The sequence below is a fragment of the Erysipelatoclostridium sp. MSK.23.31 genome (genome assembly GCF_019125875.1).
In the GTDB taxonomy this organism is placed as follows: domain Bacteria; phylum Bacillota_I; class Bacilli_A; order Erysipelotrichales; family Coprobacillaceae; genus Thomasclavelia; species Thomasclavelia ramosa.
The window spans coordinates 1-16,143 of sequence record NZ_JAHOCB010000057.1 but is presented as its reverse complement, the minus strand read 5'-3'; the positions used below and the strand labels follow the sequence as shown (position 1 = coordinate 16,143).

General features: G+C 28.2%; 15 protein-coding genes. All 15 read right to left on the bottom strand.

The window, feature by feature from the left end:
• Positions 1-72: 72 nt before the first annotated feature.
• Positions 73-900 (bottom strand): hypothetical protein, encoded by an 828-nt coding sequence (locus KSU54_RS16850; RefSeq protein ID WP_117792764.1) that lies wholly within the window; start codon positions 898-900, stop codon positions 73-75.
• 32 nt (positions 901-932) lie between these two features.
• Positions 933-1,949, bottom strand: a complete 1,017-nt coding sequence (locus KSU54_RS16845; protein ID WP_117792762.1) for an ATP-grasp domain-containing protein — start codon at positions 1,947-1,949, stop codon at positions 933-935.
• Positions 1,950-3,314, bottom strand: coding sequence for a pyridoxal-phosphate dependent enzyme (locus KSU54_RS16840; RefSeq protein ID WP_117792760.1), 1,365 nt, complete (start codon positions 3,312-3,314; stop codon positions 1,950-1,952).
• Positions 3,307-4,422, bottom strand: a complete 1,116-nt coding sequence (locus KSU54_RS16835; RefSeq protein WP_117792758.1) for a DegT/DnrJ/EryC1/StrS family aminotransferase — start codon at positions 4,420-4,422, stop codon at positions 3,307-3,309. The genes KSU54_RS16840 and KSU54_RS16835 overlap by 8 nt, the downstream gene beginning before the upstream one ends.
• A gap of 58 nt (positions 4,423-4,480) precedes the next feature.
• Positions 4,481-5,911 carry a lipopolysaccharide biosynthesis protein gene (locus tag KSU54_RS16830; protein ID WP_117792756.1) on the bottom strand — a complete coding sequence of 477 codons (1,431 nt, stop codon included), beginning with the start codon at positions 5,909-5,911 and terminating at the stop codon, positions 4,481-4,483.
• Between the two features lie 94 nt (positions 5,912-6,005).
• Positions 6,006-6,986, bottom strand: coding sequence for a glycosyltransferase (locus tag KSU54_RS16825; RefSeq protein ID WP_117792754.1), 981 nt, complete (start codon positions 6,984-6,986; stop codon positions 6,006-6,008).
• 50 nt (positions 6,987-7,036) lie between these two features.
• Positions 7,037-8,092 carry a glycosyltransferase family 4 protein gene (locus tag KSU54_RS16820; RefSeq protein ID WP_117792752.1) on the bottom strand — a complete coding sequence of 352 codons (1,056 nt, stop codon included), beginning with the start codon at positions 8,090-8,092 and terminating at the stop codon, positions 7,037-7,039.
• On the bottom strand, positions 8,082-9,182 hold the full coding sequence (locus KSU54_RS16815) for a glycosyltransferase WbsX family protein (RefSeq protein WP_117792750.1): 1,101 nt from the start codon (positions 9,180-9,182) through the stop codon (positions 8,082-8,084). The genes KSU54_RS16820 and KSU54_RS16815 overlap by 11 nt, the downstream gene beginning before the upstream one ends.
• A gap of 23 nt (positions 9,183-9,205) precedes the next feature.
• Entirely contained in the window at positions 9,206-10,345 is a 1,140-nt protein-coding gene (locus tag KSU54_RS16810; RefSeq protein WP_117792748.1) for an EpsG family protein, read from the bottom strand.
• Between the two features lie 67 nt (positions 10,346-10,412).
• Complete coding sequence (locus KSU54_RS16805; protein ID WP_117792746.1) at positions 10,413-11,363, bottom strand: glycosyltransferase family 2 protein; 951 nt, start codon at positions 11,361-11,363, stop codon at positions 10,413-10,415.
• Positions 11,364-11,428: 65 nt separating this feature from the next.
• Positions 11,429-14,077 carry a sugar transferase gene (locus KSU54_RS19030; protein WP_272482456.1) on the bottom strand — a complete coding sequence of 883 codons (2,649 nt, stop codon included), beginning with the start codon at positions 14,075-14,077 and terminating at the stop codon, positions 11,429-11,431.
• Positions 14,078-14,115: 38 nt separating this feature from the next.
• Entirely contained in the window at positions 14,116-14,676 is a 561-nt protein-coding gene (locus tag KSU54_RS16790; protein WP_117792744.1) for a PglD-related sugar-binding protein, read from the bottom strand.
• 14 nt (positions 14,677-14,690) lie between these two features.
• Complete coding sequence (locus KSU54_RS16785) at positions 14,691-14,924, bottom strand: hypothetical protein (RefSeq protein ID WP_117792742.1); 234 nt, start codon at positions 14,922-14,924, stop codon at positions 14,691-14,693.
• Between the two features lie 153 nt (positions 14,925-15,077).
• A complete protein-coding gene (locus KSU54_RS16780) occupies positions 15,078-15,575 on the bottom strand; it encodes a transcription termination/antitermination NusG family protein (protein ID WP_117792740.1) in 498 nt (165 codons plus the stop codon).
• A 1-nt stretch (position 15,576) separates the two neighbouring features.
• Positions 15,577-16,068 (bottom strand): transcription termination/antitermination NusG family protein, encoded by a 492-nt coding sequence (locus KSU54_RS16775; protein WP_117792738.1) that lies wholly within the window; start codon positions 16,066-16,068, stop codon positions 15,577-15,579.
• Positions 16,069-16,143 lie beyond the last annotated feature (75 nt).

Genomic DNA, 16,143 nt, shown 5'->3' with positions numbered 1-16,143 from the left:
CGTATGCTCAACTGACTTAAGTCTATATGTTCAAATTTTCAATTTGAACAGGTAAAATAAAAAAGCACTAGACTAATAGCCTAGTGCCTCATCATCTAACTCAGTTTTATTTACAAGATATTTGCTAGAAAGGGACTTATAATTAGCCACTACCATTAGTGGATTCATTTCATCAGTTTCTACAAAATCCTTATCATATTTATAAAAATACAATCTTAACATCATCATCGCTAAGATGTGATATTGTTTTTCTTCATTAGTTAGTTCCTCATAATTTTCAAAGTAAATATCTTCAATAGGTACTAAGTACTCAAATTTGTACAATTTACTTTGTTCTAGATAATTATCAATGATTTCATCATCGTTATCTACGTAATTAAAAAGATGTCCAAAGAACTCTGGACCATACTTAACTCTTTCTAATATCTCATTATTCATTAATTGATCATCAAAAGCATAACCTTTAAATGAATAATCATATGAGAATCTATTTTTTAGGTAGGGTTTATATTTGCCTTCATCAGGAATATCAACCTTGTTACCATTAACATACATTTCTATTTCTTTATCAAATTTAAATGTTAATCCATATTCCTTTAAATAGTTTGAAAAACTATTTTCTTCTGTTAATAATTCTAACAGACTTAATCCATCATTATCAGTATCTTTTAATCTTCTAGATATACTATAGAAAGGCACTTTATCAATATTTCCTGTAAAATTTCTTTTTACAATATTGAAATAGCATTCATATAAATCATCAATATATAGTATTTGATGATCTTGTTGGAACATATAGTAACCTGAATCTATGATATCTAGAATCACTTGTTCATTTAATTCTAATTCTTTACATAATATATTTAAGATATCTTGATATGATGTTGTGTTTAAATGCATTATTTCACCTCCGTATATATAAATATATTTTTTTATTTAATACGAACTATATTAATGTCTTTTTGACCGTAAACACTTGGTTTTGCCGTTAATAATTCTTTAATATCTACAGATTCATTTGATAACCATTTAATTATTGCCATTGGTAAATTAACACCTGCTAAATGACTAAAAGGGTATCCACCGCCAAAACGCGCATTCATTTCTAATACATAGATAGTGTTATCGCTAGTTACAAATACATCGCAATCAAGATTGGCAATATGTTTTATTGTTTTAGATAGTTTCTCACCAATTTGCTTTATTTCTATTGAATCAACAGTTTCAGCACAATCAGTTTCTCCAGAACGCATAGCCACTTTCTTTTTTACTATAGTATTTTGATAATTACCTTCTAAATCATTAATAATATCTAAACCATATTCTTGACCATCTATCATCGCTTGAATAAGGATTGCATGATCAACATCTATTGATGATTCATATTTTAAATATGTGTTAAAGATTTCTTTTTTAAGTTTTTTATAGAATACTTCTAATTCCTCAAGATTATCTGCTTTATAAATTCCAATTGACCCCATACCCCATCTAGGTTTAAGAATCAATGGGAATTTTAAGACATTATTTTGGATATTATTCTCAGCTTCAACCATATCAATAAATGTTTTTGGTGCATTAAACCCATTCTCAATTAAAAATTGATATGTTTTGTATTTATCATTACATATATCTAATACTCGTTCATCTGAGACAACAACTGTTATGCCATTTTGTTTAAACAATTCTTTATTCTTAGATAAAATTGGTAAATCAATATCAAATAAAGAAATAATTGCACTAATTTCATTGTTTTTACAGTAGTCTAATAAAAATGGAATATACTTTTCATCATATATTAAAGGCGAAACAACAGATTCATCTGCTACTAAAAAAGCAGGTGAATTAGCATCACTATTAGCTACATATATTTTTCCTTCACCATTAAGAGCTTCTTTAAAATACTCAACTAGATAAGTTCTTCTACCTACAGAAGTAAATAATATATTCATCTATTTATCCTCCAGTTTTTTATTCATATATACAGTCTCATTATCAATTTTTACTATTTGATATTTACATTTCTTATATAAACTAATAGCTGCTTCATTAGTTACATGTGTAGTAATTACGATTTCATTCATATTTTCTTGACGCGCTTTCTTTTCAAAATCATATAAAAGATCAACTGTAATTCCTTTTCCTCTAAAATCTTTAAGTGTACCTATTATTGTTATATAAGCTATTTTAGTATCACTATTAATGTAACCAGAAACCAGACTAATAATTCTATTGTTTTCATCCATACGCATACACATCTCAGAATTATGATAGATTTTCTCTGCATATTGATCTATATTGACTCTCGAGCTTAAACTAATTGGTAAATCATTATCAATTTCATTTAAAAAACAAACAAGTTTCTTTATTTTTAGTGAATCGTCTTGAATATTTCTAATAAAATCAAAGAACAAAGGAGTTCCTCCAGTGTGAATAAATAGAATATTTTTATTTTCAATATTATTTTCCACTAGATAATTCTTCATTCCAACAAAAGCTTTACCTGTATACGTAGGATCCATTGGAATTCCATTTTCTTTATACATATTAATTATTTCTTTAGTGATTTCATCGTTATATTGACCATAACCCCCACAAAGATAATTATCATCGAACACAATATCATTTGAATAATCATTATCACACGTATTAAAGTATTGATTTAAAAAAGTATTTAATTTAAATATTTGATTATTTAGATTTCTTGCAATAGATATACCTACAATTTTATACTTTTTATTATGATTAATATTTCCTGCAATCAATCCTGACTGTGTCATACCAGTTCCTGACGCAAAAAAGATATAATCAAAAGCCATATTCATAGTTTTCTCTTGTTCAATTATTTCATCTATAACCTTATAATAAGCACCAACAGGTACCTTTTCATTACCCTTACCGTATTTATCCCCATTTATATAATATGGATTATAACCTTTTGACGTTAAGCCTGTTATTAATTTATCCACAGTATCAGTAACATCATTTTTACTACAAAATACATAATGTGCATCAGTTTGTTTGACTAAAAAACTATTAAAAGTATCAATTCTATCTCCGTTATCATCACTTGGTGAAACGATATAGCACGGAATTTTATTTTTATATGCTAGATATGAAATTACTCTACATAAATTAGACCTGCTATTACCATAAGCTATTATTAAGTCTTTATTTTTATCCTTCATATCTTCAAAGAATTCGCAAGCAATTCTATATTTATTACCTCCAAATGATTCTCCTAATAAATCATCTCTTTTAATATAAACATTATTATCATTAATGCTTCTAATCTTTTGAATTGGTGTTTTATCCATTTTTTCCACATCCTAATATTAGGTTACAAATTCTATCCACATCATCTAATGATAAGTCAGCATATAATGGTAAAGTTAATACCCTTTTACTTAGTCGTAATGCTATTGGTGTTTTATTTACATCATATTTCCCATGGAAACATTCAAAAGTATTAGTAAGAGGGTAGAAATATTTTCTTGCACCAATTCCTTCTTTTGCTAATACATCAAACACTTCATTTCTTGTTGCACCAAATACTTTTTCATCAAAGAATACTGGAAAATATGCATAGTTAGGAACAACATCATCTTGAATAGGATTAGTTTGAATACCTTCTACATTACCTAAATGAGACATATATCTCTCTACTATTGCTTTTCTTTTCAAGATTTCATTATCTACATGTCTTAAATTACAAATTCCCATAGCAGCACAAAATTCATTCATTTTAGCATTGGCACCAATACCATCAACATCTTCAGGACCTCTAATACCAAAGTTCTTTAATTGATATAATTTTTTACCAAATTCTTGATCATGAAAACATGCACAACCGCCTTCAATAGTATTAAATACTTTCGTAGCATGAAAACTAAAACAAGAAACATCACCATAGCTACCAATACCTTTACCTTTGTATTTAACCCCAAAAGTATGAGCTGCATCATAGATTACTTTTAATCCATACTTTTTAGCAATTCTATCTATTTCATCAATATTACAAACGTTACCATAAACATGCACAGGCATAATTGCACATGTTCTATCTGTAATTAAATCTTCAATCTTTGTAACATCCATTGTAAATGTTATAGGATCAATATCACAAAACACTGGTTCTAATCCATTTCTAACAATTGCATGTGTTGTTGAAGCAAAAGTAAAAGGAGTAGTTATAACTTCTCCTTTTAAATTTAATGCTTGTAATGATAATTCTAATGCCATATGTCCATTCGTAAACATATCCATGTATTCTAAATCCAAATACTCTTTTAGTTGTTTTTCTAATTCCTTATGTTTAGGTCCCATGTTTGTTAGCCAATGGCTGTCCCACATTTCTTTTATCTCTTTTACATATTCATCAAAGTCAGGCATTGACGAACGAGTAACTAATATATTATTTGACATAGTAATATCCTCCTTCAACTTTTGCGCAAATAAAAAAATGTCATTACGACATCAAAAATCATCTTTTTCTTTTAATCATATTTATTAATTCAAAATAAACATCAAATTTACAAATTCTTGATCCCAATATGTAAATTAGAGCTCCCGATATTATTTGTATGGCAATAATAGTAATATTTCCTATAGGAAGATACTGAATTTGCCAAATACATATAGCCATAAATAATGCTAATAAAAAATATGGTACTAAATCTTCAAGTTGCTCTTTAAAACTATAATTTAACAATTTGCTATTTGGAAATGCATTAATGATAGCACTGAGAGGCGCAGTTATTAAATAACCAATAGCCATAATATGTACCCCAAAAGGTAAGGTTATCAAAATTGAAATAATACCAATAATTTTTTTAAAAATTTCTAGCTTGAGAAAAATATCACTTCTCCCCATTGCTTTTATTGCATTTAAATTAGCTGTGTGAATGGGCCAAAAAGCATAATTTAAACAAAACACTCTTAAAAAGAACACAGATGCCATCCACTTTTCGGTCAATAATAATTCAACTAATGGCCTAGCACAAGTAAATAAACCAAGCATTAATGGCCACATTATGAAACTGCTCATCTTTATTGACTTTCTAGTCATATTTTTTACTACAGTTACATCATCTTGAGCGGAAGCCATAACAGGTAGCAAAACACTGTCTATAGATGTATTTATATTTGTCACTATCAAAGTTGGAAATTGCTGCCCTTTATTGTAAAATGCCAGATCAGATGATGAATAAACTTTTCCTATTATTAGGTTTCTTAAATTATTATATCCAACATCTAGTAATGATGAAATCAATAATTTCCAGCCATAAGAAAACAATCTTTTCAATCTTTGAAGTGAAAACTGTAGCTTAGGTCTCCACTTTACAGTTAACCATAATATTAATGTATCTATAGTTGCATTAGATAACTGTTGAGCAACTAATGCCCAACAACCATATCCTTTATAGGCCATTAATACACCAACAACTGCAGAAAAAAGTGTGCCTCCTAAAGTAGAATAAAAAAACCTTTTAAATAAAAGATGCTTTGAAACATAAGCTTGTTGTACACCCTTTACACCCGAAATAATCAATGTAAGGCTTATTACTCTAGTTAACGGAACTAATGAATTATCGTTATAAAAATCGCCAATAAAAGGTGCACAAATAAACATTAATAAATAAAGTATTATACAAATAATAAAATTAAAATAAAAAACGGTCGAGAAATCAAGATCATCAGCGTTCTTTTTTTGTATAAGTGCATTGGCCATACCACTATCTACGAAAACTTGTAATATTGTTGTGAAAACGGTGATTAATGCAATTGTTCCGTATTGTTCTGGTAATAATAATCTAGCCAGAATTATAGAAACAATAAAACTTACAATTTGCGCTGCACTACGTTCAGTAAAACGCCAAATCATGTTAGTTATAGTCTTATTTTTTATATCCATTTTGTTCCTCCATTTCATCTTATTTATACTTCTGTAAGTGTCAATCTATCTTTTCAATTTTAAATTATAGTTTTCTTTTTATCATTAAATAGACTTAATAATTTCGATGAGTAACTTTCCATAAAATGCTTACAGTCCTAGGAGAAAATCTTCCCAATATACACAATATTCTTTTTTTCTTTGAAAGTAGTTTAAGCATATCTCTATCAATCCCTTTTTTGTCTATCTTATAATCATTCATAGATTTTTTTAATTCAAACCAGTCCTCAGCAATTTTTCTATCTAAATCATTTTTATAAATTTCCTTACAACACTCTTCCTTAAAAATAAGTTCAGCTTTTAAAATTTGCTTATTCTTTTTTATATTATTTTGTTTGTTTTGTTCAATTCGTTTTGTGTAACTTCCTTCTACGCCTTTATTATAACGGGACATAGGCTCATTGATAAAATAAATTTTCCCTCTATTTGCAACATACAATAAAATAGCTCTATCACCTGTCGGCATTATTTTAATATATTCTAAATTTGACTGACGATATTCCTTATATATATCAGTTCTAAACATATCTGATGATAAATGCATCAATCCAAAAACAGCATCCATCACTTGATTGGTAGGAATTATTCCTGTTTCTATATTGCAAAGAGGAAGAAACCATTTTTTGCCATTATCCAAGTCAAATGCCTCTGTTTTGTGACTACACATTATACAATCTTCATTATTCTCCATAACTTCAAATTGTTTTTGTAATTTATATTCATCTATCCAATAATCATCACCTTCACATAATGCTACATATTTTCCTTTGATTCTTGGAATAATAAAATTAGTATTAATATTTACCTTTTTTGAATATTGATTTTCAACTTGTAAAATAGGTTTTATAATTTTTGGATATTTTTTTGCATATTTTTCAATTATTTTTGCAGTGGAATCTGTAGAAGCATCATCATGCACAAGTACTTCAAAGCAAAAATTTGTATTTTGTGTAACAAAACTCTTTAGGGCTCTCTCAATATATTTTTCATGATTATAAGTAGTACATATCACAGAAACCATAATATTCTTATCCATATCGTTTAATCCTTTCAAAAATTAGTATTATTTTTAAATAAATATACATTTTAACTTTCATTAAATAATAAATTTTTTAACAATTCAAATGTATTATTTATTGATTTATTCTTAGCAGTATCAAGTCCACCTTGAATAATTGAAAGTCTCAACTGTTCATCTTCAAAAAGACGTACTATATTTTCGGTCATTTCAGTTACATCTTTAGTTGGGGATACTAATGCATTATACCCATTTATCGCATATTCTTTTGCGCCAAGATAATCTGTTATTACCAATGCCATTCCTGTTGCCATAGCTTCTAAACCGGGTAATCCATATCCTTCTTCAATTGATGTACACATAAAGACTTGATTTCTATTATTTATTTCAGCAACCTCTTCAGCTGAAATATTAAAATGATACGTACAATATTCAGGTAATTCAAAAGTTATTTTTTCAGAAGAAATAATTTCCACTTTCAAATCGGAATATTTATCATGTAATCGTTTAATTACTTCAAATGCATATTGTCCACCTTTACAAACATCTTTTCTATATTGAAAGACGACAGAGTGTTTCTCTCTGGCGATACCTTTGTTATAAAATACATTCGTATCTATCCCATTTGATATAAGGTAGCATTTTTTTTCACTTTGTTGTTCAACGATCTCCTTCAACCAATTTGACACAGCAATATTGGTCATTCCTAATCTATATGTTTCATAAACTTCTTCATTAGAATTATTCCAATTCTCAAAGCCTTGAATAAAATAAAACTTTTTCCCTTTTGACTGAGGTAATTTATTTACAAATGTTGCCGTATTAATTGCTGTCGCTATAACAATATCTCCATCGTCAATAGTATCATTTTGCTTAATTACATTAACTTGAACTCGTTTATCAAGATTAAACCATGCTCTCGGTCCAATACTTTCACCATAAAATTTCACCATAATCAATCTAATGGGTTCAATAATATGATATTTTTTAAAAATAGGACCAGGGAAAAAATACAAAGAAACTATATGTCCTTCATTTACCAATCTATTGCAATATTCATATATTACTTTATGACCACCTGAGGGTGATCTAACTATTTCTGGCATTATAATACTAATTTTCATCCTTAACCTCCGATAAAGTTTTCATATATTTATTAATCCATTCAAGATACATAAATTTGTTATTTTCTGTGGGCTCTAACATCATACCTTCAGCCCATTCATTCCAAGCATTTATAAATATGTATTGATCTTTCATCTTTGATGCATATTTTTTAAAAGAATCTTCATCTGGTTCAGTTATTATATAACCTCTTTTTCCATGCCTCGGTGTATTATCCCAAGTAAAAAAAACACCATGTGATAAATATCGATTTCCAATTGATACATCATAATATTTTGTCATTAAATTAAATAATTTATTTCCTGAAATCTTGGCAACCCATTTATCAGGAAAATCAAAAGTAGTGTTTTTCAATATTTTTTGCTTCAATCTGTAAAAAGGATTCTTTTTCATATATAATCGTACACTCATATTTGGTTCCCTTAAATAAATCATTTCTGATTGCGGTGTTAATAAATCAATAAAATGAGAAATATCCCCTTTTGAAAGATCCCCCATATAAGTTTCTACGATATAGAGCCCATCAAATCCATTTTCTTTACATCTTCTATCAAAATAATCAAACATTTCCTTTTTGTTTGGTATTTCTGCCATATATATCATAAACATTGGTTTATTTTTACACTTTTCATATCTATCATCTTTAAAAAAAGGTAATAGATAATCGAAATGTTTTTCCCACGATGTTTCATCTCCATATGTTTGTTCGATTAAAACTTCTCTATTGTCACTGTGTCCTTTAAGCCATGTATGATTAGCCCAACAAAAGAAAAACTTTTGGTTAATATCTTTCCAGTTCAAAATATTTTCTGCTGGTTTTTCCATTATTAATTTTCCTTCAAAATAATAATGATAATAAACAAATCCATCCACACCATATTTGTTAGCAATATTTGTTTGCCATTCAACAGTTTTTTTATCTAACAAATTGTAATAATTCTTCTCTAATGGTATTTGAGGTTGAATATGATTATCAAATAATTTTTGTGCGGATTTCACATTTGTCCATTCAGTAAAACCCTTTCCCCACCATAAATTATTCTCTTCAATTTCATGAAATTGTGGGAGATATATTGCAAATTTTTTCATATAGATTTATTCCTCCAATTTTATTATATTATGCTGCAGTAACGTAAAATATAAATCATAGTAAACATAGGTATAACCATAATAATAATTACTGAATTATAAAAAAACTTTTTATTAACTTTCATTTCATATAATCTATGACTTAGTTTGTATTTCATTAAATATTGAATATACAAAAATAATTGAAAAACAAAGAAATAGTTTGTGGCCCTTACAACTGCATTGTCATTTATTAGAACTGCAATTATACCTCCAATAAGTAATAATAAAAATTCATATGTATAATTATCTTCTTCATTCCAATATAGATAAAGCAAATATATATTTTGAATTAAAAAAAGAAGAATAGATTTTTTAATTCCCCCTGCGAAAGAAACATCGGATAAATAAACATTTGCAGCAGAATATCCTTTAGTAATGGTGTTAAATAATGTACCAAAAAAACTAGTAAAATATATATCAACACGCATTAAACTAAGTAATATTAATAAAACAAAAAACAATAAAAATATATTTCTATATACTTTTCTATATTTATTTTTAAATCTAAATCTTCTTAATAAAATTATTGGAATTATAACTAGTGAAAAATTATGAAATGCTAATGCAGCAATAAAAGCAATAACTTCATATAGATATTTTTTTTCTAAATCAAACGAATAAACTAATAAAAATAGTGCAAATGATAATCCGCCTCTCATTACAACGTAAGAATATAGAAAACCAAAATTTGCAAAATAAATAAATAAACCAGAAAGCATCAATGACGCTTTTGTATGGTTTGTAAATTTAATATTTATTATTTTATTTATTGAATACACTGAAATAGAATTAAATAAAAATGCCACTAGAAATAAAAACTGACTAAAATTCAATCCAAATTTATTACATAACCAGCAAAAATTAATATACCAATTTTCTATCCACGGATAATAATCCCTTCCAAATCCATATTTTAACTGACTAATATTTGCGGATTTAATGTAGTAGTTTAAGTATTCAGTTGTATCGGCAGAATCCATAGACCGTATTGAACAAACATATGAAAATAGGATAATAATTGTAATATATCCTAAAGTTCTTAATGTTTTATTGCCACGAATAATAAATATAATAGAAAAAATAAATAAAAGTACAAATAATCCTTGTTCTACGATAGTCATAAAATCACCTCCATAGTATACAAACTTATCGTAATTACTTATAAAAAGTTAATAATGTGTCAATCTTTTACAAAAATTTGCATACCAAATAAAATAAAGATGGAGATAGTCTTAAAAAAGACGAGCATATTGTCAATATAATTCCATTTTTATTAATCAACATTTTTGCATAGTTTTTAACTCTGTATTGTTTACAAAATTCTATATATAAATCCTTTTGGCGGTGTTTTGCAAACTGCATTGCAATAGAAAAATAAGTTCTTGCAATCATATAATTGTTAAATTCATTAGATACAGTTTTGAAATTACTTTCTATATACTTTGATGCTCTCTGAATAGAAATTGCTGTATCCACAAAACTCCAATTCAAATTATGCATAACAGAGCATTCATTTTGAAAGTACCAGTATAATGGACTATTGACAAATATTCCATTTTTAATATGACATACATATTTCCAAAAAAACAGATTATCCTCACCATATTTAATATCTGTATCAAATCTAATGCCATTATTTTTTATCAATTCTTTTTTATATAAAAAATTAAAAAAAGAATTTGGCTTTGGTTTATACATAAATGAATGAACTATATCCGTTTGATTCAATTTATTATAAGATACTTTTTCCTTTAAATTTAAATCTTCTTTATTTATAGACCAAAATCCAAATGCTGTATCAACATTATTGTTTTCCACAGCTTCAACTAATATTTTAATACAATTTGGTCCGAATTGATCATCCGCATCAAGAAATAAAATATAATCACCAGTAGCATTGTCTAATCCAACATTTCTAGCAGAACTTACGCCACCATTTTCTTTTGTGATTAATTTAACTTTATTATTGTTTTTCTTATATTTGTTTATCAACTCCATTGTCTTATCTAATGAACCATCATTAATGCACAAAACTTCAACATTTTGATATTCTTGAACAAATATAGAGTCCAAAGCATTTATAATAAACTTTTCCACATTATAGCAAGGGATAATAATTGAAACCAATTTTTTATTCATAATTAAAACAACCTTTCATCATAGTTTATCAATTAAATGTATAAGATAGAGAATAATGAAAATCATTATTTTGTTTTACGCAAATAACGTTTATTTAAACCTTTTACAATGCTTGATGGCATTAAATACATTACCATTTGTCCAACAAAAACATATGCCATATCCGAGACACCAATATAACCTTTTTTGTGAAAACTATACATAACTTGAATATATTCTTTGCAGTTTATCCAATTTTTTCTTCTTTGTAAGTTTTCGTCATTTGTTCTGTAATATAACAGGGCTTCTTCTAAATTAGCTAAAATGACTTTTTTATTAGCAGCTGTAACAAAGAGGCCTAAATCTTCTTTTCTTCCTAAAATAGGATATCCACCTAACTGTTCAATAACAGATTTTCTAAACATTACTGTTGGATGATTAAATGGTGATCTTCTTTTTGCGAATTTCCTTATTCCCTCCAAAGTTGTAGGTACTTTTCTCATTGAAACTATGTTTTCTGTTTTTCCGATGAATTCATATATCTGAGTACCTAATATTCCAGTTTGCGGATTTTCAATATAGTACTCTAATTGCTTTTCACATCTATCAAGTAAAGATATATCATCAGAATCCATACGTGCAATTAGCTCATTTCTACAATGTTTTAATCCCTCGTTTAGTGCATTACCTAAACCTCTATTTCTTTCAAGTCTAATTATAGTAAACAAATCTGAGTCATCTTCATATTTAGTAATTACCTTATTTACCTCATCTGGAATTGGGCCATCAATAACCATAACAATTTGTTCAGGTGGTATCGATTGTTTTGTCATACTATCAACCGCCATTCCTAGAAAATCTGGATTATCATTTTTATACACCGACATTAAAACGCTATATTTCTTAGATACATCCGTATAAGAATATTCGATGAGTTTCTCAGTTTCCTCTGTTTGTATAATAGATTGTTTCATATCAACTACTCTGTAATCAATTAAGTCATATAAACTCATATCCATATCGTAATATGAGTCACCAAATGCCTTAGAAGCTAAACTACCAATCTTACCAGGTAAATTTTCTAATAGCTTTATCGGTAGCGATGTACCAGGTAACATAATAATTTTGTGTCCTTTTACATTTGCTATCATTTGTACCATATCCGAAGTATTTGTATATTCATCATTTTGAGGAAAGAATACACCTGCTTCTTCATTATCAATCATCAACTTGATGAATTCACATAAGTTATCAATATGGAGCATTGATCTTTTATTATCTACAATTGGAAATACTGGCAACTTAGTTGCTAGTTTTGCTAATTGTGGATAATTACCTTTAGATCCTTTTCCATAAATCATTGGTGGTCTTACGACTACAACTTTGAATGATTCATCATTCATTTCTTGTAATTTTAAATCAGCTTGTAATTTACTATCACCATAGAAGTTTTCTGCTTTAGGTTGAGTATCTTTAGTGATATGAGTTGTCTCACAACCACTATAGACAATCATTGAAGACATAAAGATAAATTGTTTTACTTTAGCTTCTTTTGCAATATTCGCAACTTCTAAAGTTAATTCAGTATTTACTTTGTAATATTTTTGTTTTACTTCTTCAGATACATTGCCCACATCTGCATGAGCTATCCCTGCAACATGAAATACTGTATCGTATTTAGAAAAGTCATATTCTTTCCAATTAGGATCCAACATATCAAGTGTATCTACTTCGTACTCATTATTTGAATTGTTTAACCATTTCTCTACTGATTCACCAATATAACTATTAGCACCAGTTATTAATATTTTCTTTAATGGAAGATGATTATCCTTTTTTGTTGGTTTAAGTTCTTCTTCATTAATAAAGTTATCTTGCAACTGTACTTTTCTTTTTATATTTGTATATGCTGTATAACCTGCATATGTTAAAGCAGCCAAACTAAAAAGAAGTCCCTTATGAGATTTCTTATCTTTATGTTTATCTTTATTCTTAATATGTTTAAAAACAAGACCTAAACCAGTAAGTCCAACTGCTCCAGCAGTACCTACCACTGCAGCACCAATCTTAGCTTCTTTATCTATCTTTTCAGGATCTACTATTTGTGTATCAACTGTTTCTTTTAGCTCTCCAGTTCCACCTTCTACTACACCATCATGTAATAATACTGATCCTATTGTTGCTAAGAAACATTTGATATCCATTTTCAGTGACATATCATTGACATAATCACCATCGAACTTAGCTTTAACATCTATCTCTAATTCATCTCTACCATTAATTTGTGCCCAACCAGTTAATCCTGGTGTTACGTCATTAGCATGATATTTATCTCTCTCTGCTATAAGATCATCTTGATTCCATAATGCAGGACGAGGTCCGATAACGGACATCTTCCCTGTAAAGATATTAAAGATTTGTGGTAATTCATCTAAAGAAGTCTTTCTTAGAAATTTACCTGTTTTAGTAATAAATTGATCTGGATCTTTTAACATATGAGTAGGCATATCACTAGGTGTATCTGTTCTCATAGTTCTAAATTTATAGATTTCAAATAATTCTTTATCTTTTCCCACACGTTTTTGTTTGAATAGTACAGGTCCAGGTGAATCTAGTTTAATAGCTAATGCTAATAAACCAAGTACCGGACTTAGCACTACAATAGCACCACCACTTAAAACAACATCAATTGTTCTTTTAAGTGGAAGATACTTCTTTTGGTTATCTGTTAACATATTTTCCCTCCCAATTTTATTTCAAATTAAAAAGATGGTTAAATTTGCGTTCCATCTTTAAGAATTGTTTCTTGTTCAATTTCTTTATTCATCGTAATTAAACAATGACTACCTATACTTACATGTTTATTAATTTTTGTGTTTGGCCGGATAATTGTTCCGGTATTCACAAGAACATTTTCATCAATATGAACATCATGATTGATTACTACATGAGATGCTATAATGCATCCTTGACCTATCAATGTATTTGCTTCTATTACAGAGTAGGGGAATAGAACACTCCCTTCACCAATAGATGCATACTTTGATACAACACTTGAAGAGTGTTGTAGTATAGGCAACGAATAGCCAATTTCTTTGGCTTGTAAAAGCAGTTTACTTCTTGTTTTGTTGTTTCCTATTGCAATATGAATATGTGTATATTCAGGATAATAAGAACTCATTTCATCAATACTACCGATTACTTCACAATCATTGATTGTTTCATTAATACAGTTATCATCAAGAAAAGAAATCTTATCAAAGATATTCATATCTCTAGCAATATCTAGACAGCATCTTCCATGTCCGCCTGCTCCTACTATTAATAAATTCACTTCTTCACTCTCCCTCAAAAAAAACTTGGCTCTCCACCGAATTGTTTCTTATAGTCTTCTTGCCAATCTTCATCGATTTCATTTGATTTAAAGTTAATGATAATTTGATTATTAAGAGCTTTAATAGATGTAATAAAGTAGTTGGTAGGTAATTGTTGATAAGCATCTTTACCATTTGCGTATTGGTATTGTTTATCATGAATAACACAGATTACTTCAGATTTTATTTTTTCTAATATTTTAGTCATGCTTTACTCCTCCTTTTTTTGAACATAAAAAAAACAGGTTCATCGCCTGTTTAAGCCATATTTACGGGCTAGAGGATACAGTTCCCCCTTACCCCAAATAATCTAGACTTTATGTTCAGAACTAAGGTGTTATCAAGTTAACCTGAGTAACACTTAATCCTTGCTTTTAAGTTCAACTCCTAGAATGATCTTTCTATCAAAGAAAGGTAAATCTAGTTGTGCTGTACAATGATGTTTCATGACTCTGACAATATGATCTTGATAATGCAGTAGGGGACCTTCTGTTATAATCGTCTTACCATCTTCTTGGTAACCAACAGATACTCTAGCGACATTATCCTTATCTAATACATTATTAAAGAACTCTATTTCTTTTTCTCTTAAAGCAGATACTTCAGCATTTTCTAATTGCTTAATCAGTCCATCATTTTTGTCTTTCATAGATAATAAAAGATCATTAAAATCACTTTGTTTTAAATCTGACTTTACAAAGATATAGTTATCAAACATATCCTTAGTAGTCTTTTTCTTTGCTTGCCTATGAAATACTTCAGTTTTAGGAATAAAGGCAGTAAGTTCTTTTCTTTGATTTAAATTAGTAAGTATTTTATTAGTTTTATTACTGAATACATATAAGACATACCAGTTCATCTTAAAAATCTATTGCAACAAGTAGTTTACCAGTAAGAATTTCAGTATCTAATGTTGCATATCTTCTATATTTATCAACTTTTTTGATCATATCTTCTAAACCTACTAAAGGACCATCAGTGGGAACGAATCTTCGATCCACTATAACTCCTTTTGTATGTTTGATCGTATCAGTATTATCTAATAACTTTTCTAGTAAAGACTGCTCTTCACTAGTTAATGGATATGTATCTTTATACTCAAGTAAATCCACTAATCCATTAATCGTTTTAAAATACTCTTTAAATTGTTCATCAAAAGCTTCTTGATCAAGATCACTCTTGATAAATACATAGTCAGGATATATTTCCTTAACTATAAACTCAGCTGTTTCCCCTCTACCAAAACATCTTTCACTTTTCGGTATAAAGGCATTCATGTTCACTTGTTTGTTTAAAGTACTAACAAGTTTTTTAGTTCTACCAGTTTTGCATCTGGCTATGTACCAATACATCGTTACCTCCAACCCTTCCATTTTCGCAGAACACTATATTCTACGAACCGAATTATATCATAAATTGTTGTTGTT